The following is a 19,069-nucleotide window of genomic DNA, read 5'->3' as shown; positions in this document are numbered from 1 at the left end:
GTTCAGCCCTCCTTCACGGTAGCGGCAGTGGCCGCAGTACCAGATACTGGCGAATCGGCGTTGTCAGCGCTCTGCACGGTAACCTCGGTGCCCACCGGCGTTTTCTGACCGCCCTCGACCACCACCTGCTCATTGGCCTTGAGCCCGCTGCTCACCCACCACTGGTTGCCCACCGTGCGGTCGACACTGATCACCCGCTGCTCGATCTTGCCGTCGACCACCAGTAACACGGTGGTCTGGCCACTGGCACTGCGGGTGACGGCCTTTTGCGGAATCAGGATCGCGTTGTGATCCTGCGCTTGCTCCAGCACAGCCACCACGTACATGCCGGGCAGCAACAACCGCTCCGGATTGGCAAAGCTGGCACGCAGCGTCACGGTACCGGTGCCTTCATTGACGCTGACGCCACTAAATTGCAGACGGCCGTCGTGGTTATAAGTGCTGCCGTCATCCAGCTTGAGGGTGATTCTGGCTTCCCCATCGCCGTTGGTTTGCAGCTTGCCGCTGGCCAGGTCGCGCTTTAGACGCAGCAACTCGGTGGTGGACTGCGTGACATCGACGTAAATCGGGTCCAGTTGCTGAACCGTGGTCAGCGCGGTGTCCTGCTGGGCCACCACCAATGCACCGGGGGTCACGGTCGAGGTCTCGATGCGGCCACTGATAGGCGCGGTAATCCGTGTGTAGGCCAGACTGATGCGTGCGGTCTGCACATCGGCCTCCGCCACTTTCACCTCGGCGGCAGCAGTCAGCAGGCTGGCCTCGGCGTCTTCTTTATCCTGCTGGCTGATGGCATCGATCTTGGCCAGTTGCACATCACGTTTGGCGGTGGCCTGTGCGGACTTGAGCGTGGCACGGGACTTGGCGAGCGTGGCCTGCGACTCTGCCAGAGCCGCCTGATAGGTCGCGCTGTCGAGTTGGTACAACGGCTGACCAGCCTTGATTTCGGCGCCTTCGACGAACAGTCGCTGCTGCACGATGCCACTGACCTGAGGCCGTATCTCGGCAACCATGAACGCTTTGGTGCGCCCCGCCAGCTCGGTGGTCAGCGATTGGCTGCGCGGTTTGACGGTGACCACCGACACGCTCGGTTTCTCCGCAGCAGGCGGCGAATTGCCGTCTGAACAACCGCTCAGAAAACCGATAAGGGCTGCGTAGATGACAAAGGTCAAAGTCATCAGGTATTTGGCGAAAATCTTGCTCGACATAATTGCCTCAGGACGTTGTGGCGAAAGCCTGACGTCAGAGTGCGAGGCAAATGTGCAGGAAAATTGAAGATTGCTGCGCCGACTTGAAACTTGCCGTCGCGAAGGCCTAAATGGACGCCGTCTTCAGGGAAACCCCGAGCCTTCATGAAATCGAGCATCTCCACCAAACTCTTTGTCGCGGTACTGGCCAGCGTGCTGTCAGTCATCCTCATCATGGGCCTGACCGCGAACTGGAGTTTTGCCCGCGGCTTTCTGGGTTACCTCAACGAACAGGCCATGCAGCGCATGTCGCCGGTCCTGCCGCGACTGGCCGCTGCCTATGCGCACGAAGGCAGTTGGGAGTTCATGCGTGACAACAAGGATCGCTGGTTCGAAGTGATGCGTCCGGAGCCGGCGCAAGACTTTGCCATCCCCGGGCTGGCAACGCCGCCCACCTCCGACCTGACCGGCGCGGTGTTCCGGATCGCGCTGCTGGATGCGCAGAAGAACCTGGTGATGGGCTTTCCGGGGGTCCATGACGATGAGTTCATGCGCCCGGTGGAAGTCGACGGCAAAGTCGTTGGCTGGATGGCAGTCACGCCCTTTCAAAGTGTCAGCGAAGCTGGTGGCGAGCGCTTTCAGCAGTACCAGTTGCGCGCCAGCCTGGCAATGGGTGTGCTGTCGCTGCTGCTGGCGGTGCTGATTGCCTGGTGGATCGCGCGCACCCTGCTAGATCCGGTCAAACGTGTGGCCGCAGCAACCCATCGCCTCGCCGCAGGTGAATACGCCAGCCGCGTGGCGGTTTCCTCGAACGACGAGGTCGGTCAACTGGCGCGCGACTTCAACCAGCTGGCGTACACCCTGGAACGCAATGAGAAGATGCGCCGCGAATTCATGGCCGATGTGTCCCATGAGCTGCGCACCCCGCTGTCGGTCTTGCGTGGCGAACTGGAAGCCATCGAGGATGGCGTACGCACACTGGATCAGGCATCGATGAAGTCGCTACAGGGTGAAGTCGGCATGCTCAGCAAGCTGGTGGATGATCTGTATGAGCTGTCCCTGGCGGATGTGGGCGCCCTGACCTACCGCAAGGTCGACTGTGACCTGGCAGAGCTGCTGACAAACATCACTGAGATGTTCGAGGAGCGTTGCGCCACGCGTCAATTGAGTTTGCAGCTGGAACTTGCGACTCAACCCTTGTCGGTACACGCAGACCCAGGCCGCCTGCAACAGTTGATCAGCAACCTGCTGGAAAACTCGGTGCGCTACACCGATGCCGGTGGCACGGTGCACGTGCGTGCTGCCCTGCAGGGTGATGAGGTGCGCGTCGATGTGATGGATTCCGGCCCCGGCGTCGACCCGCAGCAATTGCCCAGACTATTCGAACGTTTCTATCGCGGTGAAACTTCACGTAACCGCGCCAGCGGCGGTGCGGGTCTGGGGTTGGCGATCTGTCACAGCATCGCCCTCGCCCACGGCGGCACCCTGAGCGCCGACCATTCGCCCACAGGCGGCCTCTGGCTGACCCTGTGCCTGCCCGGACACTTGCGCCCATGACCGCTATAAGCATTGAAACACCGATTCTCATTGTCGAAGATGAGCCCAAGCTGGCGTCGCTGATGCGCGACTACCTGATCGCGGCCGGCTATTCGACACACTGCCTGAGTAACGGGCTAGACGTTGTGCCTGCTGTCAGAGCGAACGCGCCACAACTGATCCTGCTCGACATCATGCTGCCTGGCCGCGATGGCATGGACATCTGCAAGGAACTGCGCAGCTTCAGCGATGTGCCCATTGTCATGATCACCGCACGCGTCGAGGAAATCGACCGGTTGCTGGGCCTGGACCTCGGTGCCGACGACTACATCTGCAAACCGTTCAGCCCACGGGAGATGGTCGCTCGCGTCAAAGCCATCCTGCGTCGGAGCGCTTCCAGCGAGCCGCACACGCCCAAGGGTTTGCAGGTGGACGAAGCGCATTACCAGGCCTCGTTCAACGGGGTCACCCTGGACCTGACCCCGGTGGAACTGCGTCTGCTGGCCACCTTTGCCCGCTCACCGGGCCGGGTCTTCTCCCGTGACCACTTGCTGGACAGGCTCTACTCGGATCACCGCGTAGTGACCGACCGCACCGTGGACAGCCACATCCGCAACCTGCGCCGCAAACTGGAGCAGGCCTGCCCGGGTCAGGACCCGATCCAGTCGCTGTACGGGGTGGGTTACAAGCTGGAGCTGTGACCGGTGCTGCGCTGAGCGCGCATCACGCATCCATACAGTTCAGAGCACTCAACATCGGACGCGGAGCGTCCAGAACAGCATGCGGCGCAGAGCGGCGCACGATAGTTGCGATGGTCGTTCCTCACGCTCCGGCGTGGGAGTGCCTGTCGTGACGCTCCGCGTTACAGATCTGCGCTGCGTCGCCTTCGCAAGGACAGTCATCGCACTTCAGGCACTCTCCGTTTGGCGAGCGCGATGCAGTGAAGCGAGGTCGCGAAAGGCAGCGCCCGGGTGCCCTGCTTCCAGGCGTGGTCCTTCGCCGAACAGTTTCTCGCGCAGGGTACCTTTGGCGTATTCAGTCTTGTAGACGCCGCGTTTCTGAAGTTCCGGCACCAGCAGGTCGACCGCATCAATGAACGTTTCATGGGTCAGCGCGTAGGCCAGGTTGAAGCCGTCCACGTCGGTCTCTTCAACCCACTCCTGCAGCAGGTCGGCCACGGTTTCCGGGCTGCCGACAAACAGCGGACCGAAACCGCCGATACCGACCCAATCGGCCAGCGCCTTCGGAGTCCACACCGTGTTCGGGTCAGCAGTGGAAAAGGTCTCGACTGCCGACTGAATGGCGTTGGTGTGCACATGCCGAAGCGGTTCATCAGGCTTGAACTGACTGAAGTCGATGCCGGTCCAGCCGGAAATCAACGCCATCGCGCCTTCATAACTGACCCAGCTTTTGTATTCTTCAAACTTGGCCTTGGCCCTGGCATCCGTCTCACCGAGGATCACTGTCTGCAAATTGAAAATCAGCACTTTGGACGGGTCGCGACCAGCCTCGGCGGTGCGGCGACGGATATCGGCCACGGTCTTTTTCAGCAGGACTTTGGAGGGTGCGGCCACAAAAACGCATTCGGCGTGCTCGGCGGCGAACTGCTTGCCGCGGCTTGAAGCACCAGCCTGATAGAGAACCGGCGTGCGTTGCGGCGACGGCTCGCACAGGTGAATACCCGGCACCTGGAAGTGTTTGCCGACATGGCGAATCTCGTGGATCTTGCTGGGGTCACTGAATACCCGACGCTCGCGATCACGCAGAATCGCGCCGTCCTCCCAACTGCCTTCCCAGAGTTTGTAACAAACCTCCAGGTACTCCTCGGCATAGTCATAGCGCGCGTCATGCTCGGTGAGGGTTTGCTGCCCCAGGTTCTTCGCGCCGCTCTCCAGATACGACGTGACAATATTCCAGCCTGCGCGGCCCTTGGTCAGATGATCGAGCGTCGACAGGCGACGGGCAAACGGGTAAGGATGTTCGAACGACAGCGATGCGGTCAGGCCGAAGCCCAGGTGCTCGGTCACCAGCGCCATTGGCGGAATAAGCTGCAACGGATCATTGACCGGCACTTGCGTGGCCTGGCGAATGGCCGCCTCACCGTTACCGCGATAAACGTCGTAAATGCCCAGCACGTCGGCAATGAACAACCCATCGAACTTGCCGCGCTCAAGAATTCTGGCCAGATCGGTCCAGTATTCCAGGTCCTTGTACTGCCAGGAGCGATCACGAGGATGAGCCCAGAGGCCAGGCGACTGATGGCCGACGCAGTTCATGTCGAAGGCGTTGAGGCGAATCTGACGAGACATACACTTACTCCTGAAGCTGCGGCGGCACCACGCCGTTGAGGCGTTGATTGCCGATAACCTGATAGTGCCAGCGCAGCGGTTCACGACCGGTCGGGGCTGGAGACGACGGGCGTTGGCCGGTCAATTCGTACTGAATATTGCCCACCGCCTGCAAAGCATCGGCGCTGGCAATGACCGCCTCGCTGCTGGCGATCAGGTGTTGCTCGGCCGAAGCGTCCAGACGCCCGGCGCGCTCCAGCAGCGCGGCGGCGACGTCCAGACGAATCTGCAGGTCCCCGACCTTGCTGATCACATAAGGGTCATCGACTACGCGCTGCAGACCACTGAGCGGCCACGGCCGACCGTGCTCACGCAGGTAATAGAGGGTGTCTTGCAGGCCCTGGCGCGCCTTATCAAGGTCTTCGGTGGCGACCGCCAGTTGTGCGGTAATAGCGGGATGCGTCATGGGCATACTCCTTGATCAGTTCCAGGCGTGGCGTGGCGGTGCAATGCCGTTGAGCACCTGATTGCCGATCAGGTGGTATTTCCAGCGCGCCGGGTCATGCAGCGTGTGGGTCCGCGCGTTGCGCCAGTAACGGTCCAGATTAAGTTTGCCGAGCACCGAGCGGGTACCAGCCAGTTCGAACAGCTGGCTGCTGGCGAGCAAGGCAATCTGCGCCGACAGCACCTTGGCCTGCGCGACGATCACCGAGGCCTGTGCAACGCTGGCTTCACTGGGTTCGGCCAAGGCATGGTCAATGGCCTGCCCGGCTTTGGCGAGGATCGCGTCGGTGCCGTGCAAGCGCCACTGCAAGTCGCCGATGGTGGCGATGCTGAACGGGTCCTGCCAGCCGAAATCCTGCTTGCTGTCGATCCAGGGCCGCGCCAGCCGCGCGTGCTTGAGGGTTTCTTCGAATGCGCCATGCGCGATGCCGGTGTCCACCGCCGCCTGAATGATCTGCGAAATCGGCCCGTCGGCAGTCGGCTCATCGAATGCCCGGTGCGCAGGGATCACCGCGCTCGACGGCACACGGACGGCGTTCAGTACTGCCCCGCCGCTGGCGGTGGTGCGCTGGCCGAAGCCGTCCCAGTTGTCGATGATCGTCAGGCCCGGATTGTCGCGCTCGACGAACGCGATAAAAGCCTGATTCTGCTCGTTGACCCCGGCCACTGGCACGATGTGCGCGAACAGCGCGCCGGTGCAGTAAAACTTTTCACCATCCAGCACCGCGTGCTCGCCATCGAAGCGGATACGGGTCTGGAAGGCTCCGGCGTTCTTGCTTTTCGACTCGGAGAACGCATTGCCGAAACGGTAACCGGCCAGCGCCTTGCCGAAGTAGTGGCGCTTCTGCTCCTCGGTGCCGGTCTGCAGCAGGATATCGAGCACGCCCAGATGGTTCTGCGGGATCTGCCCGAGCGAAGAATCGGCGGCAGAAATGATTTTGATCACTTGCGCAACGGTGACGTAGGAAACGCCTGCACCGCCATAGGCTTTGGGCACAGTAATGGCCCACAGTCCGCTGGCGGAAAACTCATCCAGCTCGGCGACCGGCAGGCGGCGTTCGCGATCACGCAGCGACGCTTCCTCGGCAAACCGGCTGGCCAGTGCTGTGGCGACTTCGATGGCTTCGGCATCGGAAGCGATGACATGTGCTCTAAGCGGTGCTACAGGTGGAATTGAGAGTGGGTTACTCATGGGCTGGCTCCTGCTCGTTGGCGACAGGTTGAAAACACTCAACACGCTTGACCTTGAACAGTGCACAGCCCGTGCCGTAAATTATTTTTTCTTTTTAAAACAATTGCTTGCATTATATTTAAGATTCTCGGCGGTGCCCCGCAGAGCAAAATGTCCGAACACTGTTGCTGGGCAAACAGTGGGGATTCACGCTTGAGTCGCTGTGCCCAGATAGAAGTTCTGGATATCCTCGCTCCCGCCCAGCTGCTGCGCAGTCCCTGAGCCGACCACCCGGCCGTTCTCCAGCACATAACCGAAGTGCGCGTATTCCAGCGTCAGATTGATATTCTGCTCGGCTACCAGCAGGCTCAGCCCCTCCTCACGATTGAGCCGCGCCAGCGTGTCGAAAATCTCCTCGACTACCTGCGGTGCCAGGCCCATGGAAGGCTCATCGAGCAGCAGTAAACGAGGCTGGGACATCAATGCCCGGCCAATGGCGACCATCTGCTGCTCGCCGCCCGAGGTATAGCCGGTCAGCCGTTTACGCAGCAGGCGCAGCCTGGGGAAATAGCTGTAGACCCTCTCCAGCCTGGCCTTGATTTCGGTCCGTGATGGTCGCGACACAAAAGCGCCGACCAGCAGGTTCTGCTCGACGCTCAAGTGGGTGAAGCAGTGTCGACCTTCCAGCACCTGCGCCAAACCGTTTTTGACCAGTACCGAAGGATCGGAACGGGTGATTGGCACGCCTTGGTAGTGAATTCGGCCACTGACCACCTCGCCCCGCTCGGCACTCACCAGTCTGGAAATGGCCTTGAGCGTGGTGCTTTTGCCCGCACCATTGGCCCCCAGCAAGGCCACGATCTGGCCCTGCCGAACCTGCAGACTGATCCCGCGCAACGCGAGGATGGATTGCTCGTAAAACACCTCGATCTGTTCCACCGACAGAATGGTTTCGGCAGCGGGCGTAGCATGCGGGGTCAGGCTCATCGGGGTTACTGCTCCTTGCTGCAATCGCGCGGGGTGATGCCTTTTTCCCTGGCGTACTGCGCTGCCGACGCCTCGATGATGGGCCGCAGCAAGGCACGATCAGCCTGTATCCAGTCGCTGATCAGGTTCCAGCGCTGGCCGTCCCATTGCTGGAAGCGCACTGCACCGCCGCCTTCATGGTCGGAGCAGGACAGTTTCAATGGCTGCACCAGCCCTTTGGCACCCAGCGCCTGCAAGCGTGCGTCGTCAAGGTTCAAATGCTCGAACCCCCAGCGCACCTGCTCGCCGGTCAATGGCGTATTGCCGAATCGGGCCTGCGCAATGCGCAGCGCTTCGACGTTGAGGATGCCGTTTACCACACCCAGGTTGTAATACACGGTGCCAAACCGTTTTGGGTCGGCAAGGTTGCCCTGACCCTTGTCGAGCACCGCCGTCTTGATGCCTTGCAGTACCGGGAAGTCAGTGCCGGAGGGGTGCGTGGTGATTGAAATGAAGCCCTTGGCGGCTGCACCGGCGGGAATCACGTCTTCCTCCGAATTGCTCCAGATGTTGCCAATGATGTGGTCCACCGGAAAACCAACCTTCTGCGCCGACTTTAGCGCCACCGGATTCATCACGCCCCAACCACGCAGAATCACCCACTCGGGTTTAAGGCGACGAATGTTCAGCCATTGCGATTGCTGTTCGTTACCGGGGTGCGGCACTTCCAGGGTGGTCAGTTCGAAGCCGTAGTTTTTTGCCAGGGTTTCCAGCACACCGTTGGTTTCCTTGCCATACGGCGAGCCGTGATACAGCACAGCGATTTTCTTGCCCTTGAGCGACGCCAGACCGCCTTCACGCTGACCGATGTAATTGACGATGGCCGACACTTCGGAGTACGGGTTCAACTGCAGCGGAAACACATAGGGAAAGACACTGCCGTCTGTTGAATCCGTGCGTCCGTGGTTGATGGTGATCAGCGGTAGCTTGTCGGCAGTAGAGCGCTCCAGCGTAGCGTAGGCGATGCCGACGGAAAGCGGGTTGGTCGCCGCCGCCGGCGCACCGTTGAGCCCGCCTTTGAGACGCTCGTAGCACTCGACGCCCTTTTCCACCACGTATTCGGTTTCGCACTCCGACCAGGTCAACTTGACGCCATTGACCCCGCCGTTGGCATTGACGTATTGCAGGTAGTCGATGAAACCACCGAAAAATCCGGTGCCGCCCGCGGCATAAGGGCCAACCCTGTAGCTCTGCAGCGGGAAGTACTGCTCGTTGGCAGCCTGTGCCGTGGTGACCAGGCCACACCCCAGCAGGGCCATACCGAGGGCCAGACGCAACAGGGATTTTCGGTGTTTCATAGGCGCATTCCTTGAGATACACGAGGTTTTGTGGGTGAGTAACCAGTCAATAGCGCAGCGGCCAGATGCGTGCGCGCTGACGAAAGCGCAGCCAGAGACGCGCCAGCCCTTCGGGTTCCTTGATCAGAAAAGCGATGATCAAGGCGCCGAAAAGCATCTTCTGAATGTTTTCCAGTTGCCCGGAATCGATCAGGCCGACCGGCAGCAAGGCGCTGAGGTTGCCGAGCAGAATCGGGAACAGCACGATGAACGCCGCGCCAAGAAAGTTGCCTTGCACACTGCCCAGCCCGCCGATAATGATGATGAACAGAATCTGGAATGACCGGTTCAGGTCAAAACCATGCGGCTCGACCGTGCCCAGATAAGCGAACGCCCATAGCGAGCCAGCGACGCCCAGATAGAAACCGCTGATGGCGAATGCCAGAAGTTTGGCCTTGAACAGGCGGATGCCAATCACCGCAGCGGCAGTGTCCATATCACGTACGGCCATCCAGTTGCGGCCCAGCTCGCCGCGCAGCAGATTTCTCGCCAGCCAGAACAGCAGCACTACCAGCCCGAGCGTCAACAGGTAGCGGCCTTGCGGCGAGCTGAAGTTCACCCCGGCGATGATCAGTGGTGGAGAGGTGATCACGCCCGAGGCATTGTCGTTGGTGAACCAGCTGAAGCGGGTCAACACCCACTCGACCACAAACTGTGCGGCGAGTGTCGAGACCAGCAGGTAAAAGCCTTTGATCCGCAGGCTCGGCAGCCCGAACAGCAACGCCACTAGCGCAGACACCAGCCCGCCCAGCGCAAAACCGAGCAGCAACGGCATGCCCGGCACCCGCAGTTGCAGGTTATAGGCAGCGAACGCACCCACCGCCATGAACGCAGCCGAGCCCAGCGATAATTGCCCGGCGTAACCGGTCAACAGGTTAAGCCCCAGCCCCGCCAGCGACAGCACCAGAAACGGAATCAGGATCGCGCTGAACCAGTAATCGTTGCCCAGCAACGGCACTGCGATAAAAGCGAATGCCAACAGGCCCCACAGCCCGATGCGGTCCTGGCGCAGACGAAAAACCCGGAGTTCATCCGCGTAGCTACTCGCCAGTTGTCCGGCTTCTCGATAAAGCATGGCATTGATCCTTGATGAAAGTCAGACGCGCTCTATCGCCCGCTCGCCGAACAGGCCGGCAGGGCGAACCAGCAGAAACAACAGCGCCAGCACATACGGCACCCAGTTTTCGATACCGCTGCCGATGATCGGCCCCAGGTAAATCTCGGCCAGCTTCTCGGCTGCGCCGATGATCAGACCGCCAACAATCGCGCCGCCGATCGAGGAGAAACCGCCAATGATCAACACCGGCAGCGCTTTAAGCACCACCAGTGACAGGGAAAACTGCACCCCCAGCCGCGCGCCCCAAAGCAGCCCGGCCACCAGTCCGACAAACCCGGCCACCGCCCAGACCACCGCCCAGATGCGTGGCAAACGGATACCGACGGCCAGCGAAGCCAGCGGGTCGTCCGCCACGGCACGCAACGACAGACCGATACGGGTGCGGTTGAACAGCAACGACAGGGCAATCACCAGAAGCGCAGCCGTACCTGCTGCGAACAGATCGAACTGCGAGAGCAGCATGCCGCGAATTTCCAGTGGTTCGTCCGGGATGCCCAGCTCCAGGCCGTGAACCTGCGCCCCCCACAGCGCCTGAGCCAGGCCTTCGATCATGTACGACAGGCCGAGGGTGGCCATGAACAGGATGATCGGTGGACGATTGACCAGTGGGCGCAGAACCATTCTTTCGATCAACAGCGCCAGCGCCACCATGCTCGCAAGCGTTGCCAGAAACGCCCAGAAAAACGGCAGACCCCGTTCCAGCAGGCTGACAAACGTCAGCGCCGCGAACAGCACCATCGCGCCCTGAGCGAAATTGAACACCCCCGACGCCTTGTAGATCAGCACAAACCCAATCGCCACCAGCGAGTACATGACGCCAGCCAACAGCCCGCCAATCAGCACTTCAAAGAAGAATTCCATGGCTTATGGTTTCCCGAACGAAGACGAACGACGCGTGCCGAGATATGCAGCAATCACCTGAGGGTTGGCGCGAACCTGCGCGGGTGTGCCGTCACCGATCTTGCGACCGTAATCCAGCACCACCACATGGTCGCTGAGGCCCATCACCACACCGATGTCGTGCTCGATCAGAACCACAGTGACGCCCAGCTCACGATTGATATCGCGGATGAACTGGCTCATCTCGTGCTTCTCTTCGGCATTCATTCCGGCCATCGGCTCGTCCAGCAACAGCAGACGTGGTTCCGCCGCCAGGGCGCGGGCCAGTTCGACACGTTTCTGCAGGCCATAGGAAAGCTTGCCCACCAATGCATGGCGCCACGGGTGAATACGCAGAAACTCAATGACACGCTCGGCATGTCGGCGTTGTTCGTCGTCTTCGGCAGGTGCCCGACCGATGCGCAGCATCTGCTCAAGCCAGGTACTGCGCCGTTTGAGATTGCGCCCGGTCAACACGTTGTCCAGCACACTCATGCCCTTGAACAAAGCGATATTCTGAAAAGTGCGTGCTATGCCACCCTCGGCCGCCTGATGCGGACGCATCCGGCGGCGAGTTTTACCGGCATAGCTGATTGAGCCGCTTTGCGCCTGATACACACCATTGATGACGTTGAGAAGCGAACTTTTGCCTGCACCATTGGGGCCTATCAACGCGCAGATCTCGCCTGTAGCCACCGAGAAACTGATTGAGGTAACGGCTTTAACCCCCTTGAAAGATAAGGAAATATCTTCAAGTTCCAGCAGTGCCACGGCCGCCAGCGCATTCAAGACGGTATACCCGGCAGCGCGAGCGTATGCGGCATATTCTCTGTCGGTTCTTGCGGCTGATTGGCCTGGCTCGCTGCCCCCAGCCTGATTGGTCTGATACACAGCGCCGCAAAAAACGCTTCGCTCTGTGGCGTCAGCGCATCGCCTGCCAGCAACGGTTTAGCCAGCCGACTCATGCCCAACACGTCCAGCAGCGGGCGGCGAATCAAGCCGTAACCCAGCCAGCGCCGCACGGCACCCGGAGCAGGAGCCATCGCCCATTGGTAAAGCCGGTGGCTGATGCTGCCCGGCAGCGGCAAGCGCTCCCTGACCCAGAGTTCCAGACGTGCGTAGGACTCGCGAGTGCCCAGCACCAGAGTGGGCCCCAGTTCGCGACGGTCGTTGTCGCGAGTGCCAAGGGCCTCGGGAAAATTCAGGCAAAACCCGGCAACCAGCCAGGGCGCCAACAGATAGCGTGCCTGCTCGCTGGCGGCAAACACTCTGGCGGCCAATGCCTGATCCTGGTTGGACAGCGCATGCCTTTGCGCCAATTGCATTGCGTCCGAAAGCAGAACTGCATGACTCAACTGCAGGTCCGGCTGCCAGTCGACAGAGGGAAAGACAAAGGCCGCAGCCCGGCTCTGGCGCGGATCGGCAACGTCGCCTGTCGGGCCGTTCAGCAATCGGGCATAGTCGATTACCCCGCGGTCATCAGCCTTGGTCAAGCCGCGCTTGTCCAGCAACACGACGATGCCCGGTGAGGCCACGCGCACCTGGAGAAGCGCTTCCAGCCCGTCGGCCACTGCAAACTCCAGGGACTGGCCAGCCAGCCATTCGCGGTTATCCAGCGCCGGGTCGAGCAGGCTGACGCTGCCCCCAAGCCAGTGCGCCGCCAGCGTCAACAACAACGCTTCGGCTCGCGCCTCGCTGATAATGAACAGCCTGTCGGCCGGGCTGAACCCGACGCCCTTCAAGGCTGCGGCCAGGCGTCTGACGTCAATGGCCAGCTCGCCCCAGCTACGCGTCCGCCAGATACCGAATTGCTTGTAACGCAACGCCGTCTGCTCAGGCCGGCTTTGAGCCTGCTGTAGCAACGCTTGGGGCAATGAGTCGGACATGTTGCGCTTCCGTCGATAAAGGATCGATGAAGCCATAGCAGCGAGCGTGCCACTCCAACAAACTTATTAATATCAACAGGTTGCAATGCCTGAATGAGTTTTATCACTGTGCGGTTTGCGGACAAGCTGTTGCGCAGCTGTTGCCCGGACAACAGATGAATCCACCAGTAAAAATAAAAACCATAAAAATCAGACAGTTAGATTCAGGCATAAAGCATGCAGAGATCCGCACGAACCCACCCGGCCCATGTGCCGATCTCTTCGCGTTCAGGAGTACCGCATGACTCAATCAACCGGCTCAAACCCTCTCTCGCTGGGCACCGATTACGAAACCCTGGCCAACCGGTTCCGGCCGATCTTTCGGGAGATCGGCGCTGGCAATGTCGAACGCGAAAAAGTCCGCGCCCTGCCCTATGAACCGATTGCCTGGCTGAAGAAGGCCGGTTTCGGCGCTGTGCGGGTGCCCGTCCAATACGGCGGTGCGGGTGCTTCGGTTAGCCAGCTTTTTCAACTGCTGATAGAACTGGCTGAAGCCGACTCGAACATTCCGCAAGCCTTGCGAGCGCATTTCGCCTTTGTCGAAGACCGCTTGAATGCACCACCCGGCACCGACCGTGACACATGGTTTGCACGCTTCGTGGCCGGGGATCTGGTCGGCAATGGCTGGACCGAGGTCGGTGCAGTGAAAATCGGCGATGTGATAACCAAAGTCAGCCCTCAGGGCGATGGCTTCGTGCTCAACGGCACCAAGTTTTACAGCACCGGCAGCATTTTCGCCGACTGGATCGACGTCTACGCCCAGCGCGCCGACACTGGAACCGATGTGATTGCGGTGGTCGATGCCAGGCACGCAGGCGTGCGTCACAGTGACGACTGGGACGGGTTTGGCCAGCGCACCACCGGCAGCGGCACCTCGGTTTACGACAATGTGCCGCTGCCTGCCACACATGTCATTCCGTTCGAGCAGCGTTTCAAGTACCAGACGGCGTTCTATCAGTTGGTGCTGCTGGCGGTGCTGGCAGGTATTGGCCGAGCTGTGGAACGCGACATCGCGCAGGAAGTGCGCGACCGCAAGCGCATCTTCAGCCACGGCAACGCGGGCAGCGTCAGCCAGGACTCACAGGTGCAGCAAGTGGTCGGGCAGATCTCCGCCCAGGTCTACGCCGCCGAGGCGGCCACCCTGCGTTCTGCCGAGCCTTTGCAACGCGCTTATGTGGCACGCTTCGGCAATAATCCACAGCAGGAAAAAGACGCCAACATAGCCGCGGAAATCGAGACAGCCAAGGCGCAGGTCATTGTGTCGGAACTGGTGCTGCGCTCTGCCACCGAACTGTTCAATGCACTGGGCGCTTCAGGCGTCAGCGTCAACAAGGCGCTGGATCGCCATTGGCGTAATGCACGCACAGTGGCATCGCACAATCCGCTGATCTACAAGGCGCGCATTGTCGGTGACTGGCGCATCAACGGTACCGAGCCGCCTTTTGTCTGGCAGATCGGCAGCGGTACCGGCAAAGCCTGAGGGGTAAGGTTACGCCGCGTTACGCAGCAGGTGGCGACTGGCAAAGCTGAACGCCAGCACCAGAAAGATCAACACCCCGGTCGCTACCTGCTGCCAATAGAAGTTCCAGCCGATCAACAACAAACCATTGGCGATGACATTGATGAACAGCACGCCCAATAACGTCCCGACAATGTTGGCACGCCCCTGACGACTCAGCGTCGTGCCAATGAACACCGCACCAATGGCATTGATCAGGTAGGCATTGCCTGACATCGGCACATAGGCGTTGACCGTGGAGCTGAGCAGGATACCGGCGACCGCGCAGGCCAGAGCGCTGGCGACAAACACCTGTACGGCAATGCGCCGGGTAGAAAGCCCCGAGTAATACGCCAGCTGCGGCTGCGTCCCCAGCGCAAGCATTTCCCGGCCCAGACGCCCGCGCGCCAGCACCAGTCCGTAAAACCCTGCCAGTACCCCGACCACCACCAGTGGCAACGGCACGCCCAGAATCAGTACACCGCTGATGCCCGGCAACGCGCCCTGAGCGATGTAGATCGGTTGACCACCGTCGGATAACAGCTGCTGCACGCTGGTGCCGATAAACAATGTACCCAGCGTCGCCAGGAACGGCGAAATACGCAGCCCGGCGATCAGCGTCGCATTGAACGCGCCCGCCGCGCCGCCTGCCAGCAACGCCATCGCGATGGCCGCGCCCAGACCGTGGCCGCCATTAAGCGTGACGACAAAGCCGAGGCTGGCAAAGTCCAGCGCCGTTCCCACCGACAGATCGATGCCACCAGCAGCAACTGCCCAGGTCATGCCCACAGCTACAATGGCCAGCAACACAAAATTGTTCAGCACCAGGCTCGACAGGTTGCCCCAGCTCAGAAACCCCGGTGCATTGATGGCGAAAAACAGCAGGATGAGCAGCACCAACAGCGGCAGGACCGCAGGCAACAGGCGCGGCAGGACTTTCACCAGCGTTGAAGAAGTGTTCAGGGTCAGCGTATTCATTGTTCACCCTCCCGGCGGCCCAGCGCCCCGGAAAATGCCACCACCAGCAGGATCAGCACGCCTTGAACGCCATTGACCCAGAAATTGGAAATGTTCAGCAATTGAAAGCCATTGATCAGAAAACCCAGCAGCAACGTCGCCAGCAAGGTGCCGGGAATGTTGGCGGTCAGACGCCGCGAGAACACCACGCCGAGAAAGGCAATTGCCACCACCGACAGCAGCATGTCGCCGGAACCGGTGGTGCTGCCACTGAAAAATGCGGCAGAACAGAACGCCGCAATGGCGGCGCAGCCACCGGCAATCAGGTAGCTGGCGAACACATAGCCCTGCAGATTCAGCCCGGCAGCAGTTGCCGCTTGCGGGTACTCACCAATGGCGTACAGGCGCAGGCCAAACGCGCTGTGCTGAATCAGCAGCCACAACAGCGCTGCGACACTCAGCAACACCCACGCCAGCGCCGGAATGCCCAGCCAGACGCCGGAAGCCAGACTGTCCAGCAGCGCGGAATCGGTAGCCAGCACGGTGTTCTGGGTCAGCACGAGCTCCAGACCTGCAATCAAATTCATGCTCGCAAGCGTCGCCAGCAACGGCGGCAAACGTAAAAAAACCACTGCCAGACCATTGAGCGCGCCAACCAGCAGACCACAGCCAAGCGTCAAACCAATCGCCTGCCAAGCCTCTAAACCGGCGTTGTTCAGGCTGCTGTAAACGGCTGCGCATAGACCGAGATTGGCGGCCAGCGACAGGTCCAGCCCGCCGCTGACAACGTTAGAGCCCCCGCCGATGACCACACATGTCAGGCCCAGCGCCAATATGCCCAGCACGGCTGACTGGGCGAACACGTTGCTGATGTTGCCGATGCTGAGAAAGTTGGGCGCGCTGACCGCAAAGCCCAGCAGTATCGCCAGAAATACCAGTAACGAACCGCGCTGTGCCAGCCGCACCAGCCAGCGTTGCGATGGATCGCCGGCCTGAATGACTGACGTTTCAAGCGAGGACATGGCGAGTCTCCTGAAGGGTGTTTTTGCCATCATGACGGCCTTCACTGGCCCCGGTGGCACAGGCCAGCAACTGATCACTGTCGGTGCTCGACGAATCGAATTCGCCCGCAATACGCCCCCTGTGCAGCACCACAATGCGCTGGGTGATGCCGATCAGTTCCGGCAGGTCCGACGACAGCACCAACACTGCTGCGCCGCCTTCGGCAAGCCGGGCAATCAGCCGGTAGATTTCCACCTTGGCACCAATGTCGACCCCCACACTGGGCTCATCCAGCAGGTACAACGTCGAGTGCCGACTCAGCCACTTGGCCAGGGCGACCTTTTGCTGGTTGCCACCACTGAGCAATTGAACCGCCGCATCATGGCCTGAGGTCTTGATCGCCAGTTCACCGATCAGGCGCTGGCTTTCCCTTGCCTGCGCAGCACCGTCGAGCAACCCCCAGCGGCTGAAGCGCCCGAGGCTGGCCAGGGTAATATTCTCCAGCACCGAAAGCGCTGGTGCCACGCCATGCGTGCGGCGCTCTTCGGGGACCAGTGCGATACCGTTGCGCACCGCATCCCGTGGGGATTTCAGGCGCAACGGCTGACCATTCAACAGCACATCGCCGCGATCCGGCTTGAGCAGCCCGAACAGGCTCTTGAGCAGTTCCTTGGCACCCGAGCCGACCAACCCGGTCAGGCCCACTACTTCGCCACTTCGTACGCTCAGGTCAATGCCGTCGTAAAAGCGCCCTGCTCCCAGCCCGTTCAACTGAAGCACTGGCGGGCCGGGCTGCGTCTGCGCCTGGAAATATTGCTCACCCACGTCACGATTGACCATCAGCCGGGCGATCTGCGCGGTGCCGACATGCGCGGGATCAACCACCGCCACGTCGCGTCCATTGCGCAGCACGGTGACCTGATCACATAACGACTCGATTTCCTGCAAGTAGTGAGAGATGTACACAATGGTCAGCCCGTCATCGCGCAAACGCCGGACAATTGCCAGCAACCGGTCAACCTCCTGCTTGACCAGTGACACACTCGGCTCGTCGAACACCAGCACCCGCGGTTTGGCCAACAGTGCGCGAGTGATCTGCAATATCTGTCGTTGTGCGCTGTCCAGATCGCGTACCAGCGCCCCGCTCGGCAGGCGCATGGCAAAATAATCATCCAGCAACCGGGCCGCTTCGCGCTCCTGAGCACCCCGGTCGACAAACAGACCGCGTTTGATTTCCTGCCCGAAAAACAGTGCCTCACCGACGCTGAAGCTGCCCGGCAGCAAGCGCTCCTGATGAATGAAATGCACGCCCGCGGATTCAATCTGGCGCGGAGTAAAGCTGTCGAACTGCTGGCCATGAATGCTCAAGCTGCCCGCATCGGCGCGATGAATACCGGCGAGCACCTTGATCAGGGTTGACTTGCCTGCGCCGTTTTCGCCAACCAGCCCATGAATGGTTCCGGCCTCGACCCGCAGGTTGACCCCATCCAGTGCCTGAGTGGCACCAAAGCGCTTACTGATGCCCTTCAAGTGCAAGGCCGCCTGCGCCGTCGTAACGTCTGCAATCGCTGCTCTCATGGTCGATCTCCTGCGTCAGTTATCACCCCTGAGCTCCTGCACTTGCGGCAGGTTGGCGGCCGTGGTCAGCAAGGTCGGCACCTGAGTCTCTTTGGGCAGGTCGCGTTGCCCGGCCAGATAGCGAGCGACGTTCTGCACTGCGGTCTTGCCGATCAGCGCTGGCTGCTGCGCAACCACGGCACCAATCGGTGAGTCCTCACGGCGCATCAGCTCAAGTACTTCCGGCGTGCCGTCAACGCCATAGGTCTTGATTTCAGTTCTTCCGGCGTCGATCAGCGCCTTGCTGGCGCCAAGCTGGGGAATGTCCCAGGCCGCCCAGATCGCCGAAACACTGCCTTTGGGGTACTTGTTAAGCAGTGCCGAGACTTGCGAGTAAGCGTCCTGAACCGTGTTGGGAATGACGTCGCGCAACTCCGGCTCGATGATTTTCAGTTCCGGATGATCCTTGATCGCCAGCTTGAGCTGGTCGTAACGAATGGCGCACACCGGCACACCATAAAAGCCGTTGAACACCAGCACGTTGCCCTTGCCACCCGCGTCTTTGATCAGTTGCCCGGCCAGTGCCTTGCCGGTGGCAATGTTGTCCGAGGTGGTGTTGTTGAGGCTGTATTGCGAAGGTGCATCGATGGTGAACAGTGGAATCCCCGCCTTGCTGATGCGCTTGAGCCAAGGGTCGATAACGCTAAGGGTGCCCAGGGTCTGAATCACCGCGTCGGGCTTTTGCGTGACCACGGTCTGCAGTTGATTGACCAGGTTCTTGTCGTTGCGACCTGCATCAAGCGTTATAGGCGTGCCGCCCAGGCGCTTGACCTCATCCACCTGCGCCTGAAACGCCTTGATATCGAAGTAGTGACTGGTGCCGGTCATGCTGATAGCGATGCGTTTGCCCGCCAGCGAAGGTACATCGCTGTCATCGGCATGTGCCGTCGCGACAAGGCTGGTGGCCAACAGGGTCAGCGCCAGGGCGCGCCCTAATGCATGCAGGCGGGTTGGCTGGTAAATCGGGACGGCATCAGGCATTCGGGTGGCTCCGCTGGCTCAGGAAAACAATCCTGATCAGCAGTGCA

17 protein-coding genes are annotated in these 19,069 nt (G+C 60.7%); 3 read left to right on the top strand and 14 right to left on the bottom strand.

The genetic code is table 11. From position 1 onward, the window contains the following. Nucleotides 1-2: 2 nt before the first annotated feature. Entirely contained in the window at nucleotides 3-1,205 is a 1,203-nt protein-coding gene (locus RGM3321_RS11185) for an efflux RND transporter periplasmic adaptor subunit (protein ID WP_244393094.1), read from the bottom strand. A gap of 144 nt (nucleotides 1,206-1,349) precedes the next feature. On the opposite strand from RGM3321_RS11185, the gene baeS reads away from it, so the two are divergent. Both baeS and RGM3321_RS11175 read left to right on the top strand, forming a co-directional pair. After that, nucleotides 1,350-2,741, top strand: coding sequence for a sensor histidine kinase efflux regulator BaeS (gene baeS, locus RGM3321_RS11180; RefSeq protein ID WP_244393093.1), 1,392 nt, complete (start codon nucleotides 1,350-1,352; stop codon nucleotides 2,739-2,741). After that, nucleotides 2,738-3,421 (top strand): response regulator, encoded by a 684-nt coding sequence (locus RGM3321_RS11175; RefSeq protein ID WP_244393092.1) that lies wholly within the window; start codon nucleotides 2,738-2,740, stop codon nucleotides 3,419-3,421. Before baeS ends, RGM3321_RS11175 begins: the two co-directional genes overlap by 4 nt. A 207-nt stretch (nucleotides 3,422-3,628) precedes the next feature. On the opposite strand, the gene RGM3321_RS11170 is transcribed toward RGM3321_RS11175, so the two are convergent. The 9 genes from RGM3321_RS11170 to RGM3321_RS11130 all read right to left on the bottom strand — a co-directional run bounded on the left by RGM3321_RS11170 (nucleotide 3,629) and on the right by RGM3321_RS11130 (nucleotide 12,928). Further along, the gene (locus RGM3321_RS11170; protein WP_244393091.1) at nucleotides 3,629-5,029 is read right to left on the bottom strand and encodes an LLM class flavin-dependent oxidoreductase; all 1,401 of its coding nucleotides are present in this window, start codon (nucleotides 5,027-5,029) and stop codon (nucleotides 3,629-3,631) included. 4 nt (nucleotides 5,030-5,033) lie between these two features. Further along, complete coding sequence (locus tag RGM3321_RS11165; RefSeq protein ID WP_244393090.1) at nucleotides 5,034-5,474, bottom strand: acyl-CoA dehydrogenase; 441 nt, start codon at nucleotides 5,472-5,474, stop codon at nucleotides 5,034-5,036. Nucleotides 5,475-5,489: 15 nt separating this feature from the next. Next, on the bottom strand, nucleotides 5,490-6,704 hold the full coding sequence (locus RGM3321_RS11160; RefSeq protein WP_244393089.1) for an SfnB family sulfur acquisition oxidoreductase: 1,215 nt from the start codon (nucleotides 6,702-6,704) through the stop codon (nucleotides 5,490-5,492). Nucleotides 6,705-6,890: 186 nt separating this feature from the next. Continuing rightward, nucleotides 6,891-7,670: an ABC transporter ATP-binding protein gene (locus RGM3321_RS11155; RefSeq protein WP_244393088.1), complete on the bottom strand. Its 780-nt coding sequence runs from the start codon at nucleotides 7,668-7,670 to the stop codon at nucleotides 6,891-6,893. Nucleotides 7,671-7,675: 5 nt separating this feature from the next. Next, entirely contained in the window at nucleotides 7,676-9,007 is a 1,332-nt protein-coding gene (locus tag RGM3321_RS11150; protein ID WP_244393087.1) for an ABC transporter substrate-binding protein, read from the bottom strand. 46 nt (nucleotides 9,008-9,053) lie between these two features. Next, complete coding sequence (locus tag RGM3321_RS11145) at nucleotides 9,054-10,121, bottom strand: branched-chain amino acid ABC transporter permease (RefSeq protein ID WP_244393086.1); 1,068 nt, start codon at nucleotides 10,119-10,121, stop codon at nucleotides 9,054-9,056. 21 nt (nucleotides 10,122-10,142) lie between these two features. After that, a complete protein-coding gene (locus tag RGM3321_RS11140) occupies nucleotides 10,143-11,024 on the bottom strand; it encodes a branched-chain amino acid ABC transporter permease (protein ID WP_244393085.1) in 882 nt (293 codons plus the stop codon). 3 nt (nucleotides 11,025-11,027) lie between these two features. Continuing rightward, nucleotides 11,028-11,822, bottom strand: coding sequence for an ABC transporter ATP-binding protein (locus RGM3321_RS11135; protein ID WP_244393137.1), 795 nt, complete (start codon nucleotides 11,820-11,822; stop codon nucleotides 11,028-11,030). A 5-nt stretch (nucleotides 11,823-11,827) separates the two neighbouring features. Further along, nucleotides 11,828-12,928: an AMP-binding protein gene (locus RGM3321_RS11130; protein WP_244393084.1), complete on the bottom strand. Its 1,101-nt coding sequence runs from the start codon at nucleotides 12,926-12,928 to the stop codon at nucleotides 11,828-11,830. A gap of 280 nt (nucleotides 12,929-13,208) precedes the next feature. Between RGM3321_RS11130 and RGM3321_RS11125 the strand changes: the two genes are divergently transcribed. Next, a complete protein-coding gene (locus RGM3321_RS11125; RefSeq protein WP_244393083.1) occupies nucleotides 13,209-14,447 on the top strand; it encodes an acyl-CoA dehydrogenase family protein in 1,239 nt (412 codons plus the stop codon). Nucleotides 14,448-14,456: 9 nt separating this feature from the next. Here the strand turns inward: RGM3321_RS11125 and RGM3321_RS11120 are convergent, their stop codons facing one another. The 4 genes from RGM3321_RS11120 to RGM3321_RS11105 are packed head-to-tail and all read right to left on the bottom strand — an operon-like array spanning nucleotide 14,457 to nucleotide 19,022. Next, the gene (locus tag RGM3321_RS11120; protein ID WP_244393082.1) at nucleotides 14,457-15,443 is read right to left on the bottom strand and encodes an ABC transporter permease; all 987 of its coding nucleotides are present in this window, start codon (nucleotides 15,441-15,443) and stop codon (nucleotides 14,457-14,459) included. Beyond that, nucleotides 15,440-16,444, bottom strand: a complete 1,005-nt coding sequence (locus tag RGM3321_RS11115) for an ABC transporter permease (protein WP_244393081.1) — start codon at nucleotides 16,442-16,444, stop codon at nucleotides 15,440-15,442. Before RGM3321_RS11115 ends, RGM3321_RS11120 begins: the two co-directional genes overlap by 4 nt. Next, a complete protein-coding gene (locus RGM3321_RS11110) occupies nucleotides 16,431-18,002 on the bottom strand; it encodes a sugar ABC transporter ATP-binding protein (protein ID WP_244393080.1) in 1,572 nt (523 codons plus the stop codon). The genes RGM3321_RS11115 and RGM3321_RS11110 overlap by 14 nt, the downstream gene beginning before the upstream one ends. 15 nt (nucleotides 18,003-18,017) lie before the next feature. Next, nucleotides 18,018-19,022 carry a sugar ABC transporter substrate-binding protein gene (locus RGM3321_RS11105; protein ID WP_244393079.1) on the bottom strand — a complete coding sequence of 335 codons (1,005 nt, stop codon included), beginning with the start codon at nucleotides 19,020-19,022 and terminating at the stop codon, nucleotides 18,018-18,020. Between the last annotated feature and the right edge of the window lie 47 nt (nucleotides 19,023-19,069).

Source organism: Pseudomonas sp. RGM 3321 (genome assembly GCF_022836805.1).
Classification (GTDB): Bacteria; Pseudomonadota; Gammaproteobacteria; order Pseudomonadales; family Pseudomonadaceae; genus Aquipseudomonas.
Note: the sequence above shows the minus strand (reverse complement) of the source record. Positions and strands in the feature narration are given on the sequence as shown.

Excerpts from the sequence above, each read along its gene's own strand:
- RGM3321_RS11145 (WP_244393086.1), bottom strand. The coding sequence starts at position 10,121 with ATGCTTTATCGAGAAGCCGGACAACTGGCGAGTAGCTACGCGGATGAA.
- RGM3321_RS11160 (WP_244393089.1), bottom strand. The coding sequence starts at position 6,704 with ATGAGTAACCCACTCTCAATTCCACCTGTAGCACCGCTTAGAGCACAT.
- RGM3321_RS11130 (WP_244393084.1), bottom strand. The coding sequence starts at position 12,928 with ATGTCCGACTCATTGCCCCAAGCGTTGCTACAGCAGGCTCAAAGCCGG.
- RGM3321_RS11170 (WP_244393091.1), bottom strand. The coding sequence starts at position 5,029 with ATGTCTCGTCAGATTCGCCTCAACGCCTTCGACATGAACTGCGTCGGC.
- RGM3321_RS11125 (WP_244393083.1), top strand. The coding sequence starts at position 13,209 with ATGACTCAATCAACCGGCTCAAACCCTCTCTCGCTGGGCACCGATTAC.
- RGM3321_RS11155 (WP_244393088.1), bottom strand. The coding sequence starts at position 7,670 with ATGAGCCTGACCCCGCATGCTACGCCCGCTGCCGAAACCATTCTGTCG.
- RGM3321_RS11120 (WP_244393082.1), bottom strand. The coding sequence starts at position 15,443 with ATGAATACGCTGACCCTGAACACTTCTTCAACGCTGGTGAAAGTCCTG.
- RGM3321_RS11115 (WP_244393081.1), bottom strand. The coding sequence starts at position 16,444 with ATGTCCTCGCTTGAAACGTCAGTCATTCAGGCCGGCGATCCATCGCAA.
- RGM3321_RS11150 (WP_244393087.1), bottom strand. The coding sequence starts at position 9,007 with ATGAAACACCGAAAATCCCTGTTGCGTCTGGCCCTCGGTATGGCCCTG.
- RGM3321_RS11185 (WP_244393094.1), bottom strand. The coding sequence starts at position 1,205 with ATGTCGAGCAAGATTTTCGCCAAATACCTGATGACTTTGACCTTTGTC.
- RGM3321_RS11105 (WP_244393079.1), bottom strand. The coding sequence starts at position 19,022 with ATGCCTGATGCCGTCCCGATTTACCAGCCAACCCGCCTGCATGCATTA.
- RGM3321_RS11140 (WP_244393085.1), bottom strand. The coding sequence starts at position 11,024 with ATGGAATTCTTCTTTGAAGTGCTGATTGGCGGGCTGTTGGCTGGCGTC.
- RGM3321_RS11165 (WP_244393090.1), bottom strand. The coding sequence starts at position 5,474 with ATGACGCATCCCGCTATTACCGCACAACTGGCGGTCGCCACCGAAGAC.
- RGM3321_RS11175 (WP_244393092.1), top strand. The coding sequence starts at position 2,738 with ATGACCGCTATAAGCATTGAAACACCGATTCTCATTGTCGAAGATGAG.
- baeS (WP_244393093.1), top strand. The coding sequence starts at position 1,350 with ATGAAATCGAGCATCTCCACCAAACTCTTTGTCGCGGTACTGGCCAGC.
- RGM3321_RS11110 (WP_244393080.1), bottom strand. The coding sequence starts at position 18,002 with ATGAGAGCAGCGATTGCAGACGTTACGACGGCGCAGGCGGCCTTGCAC.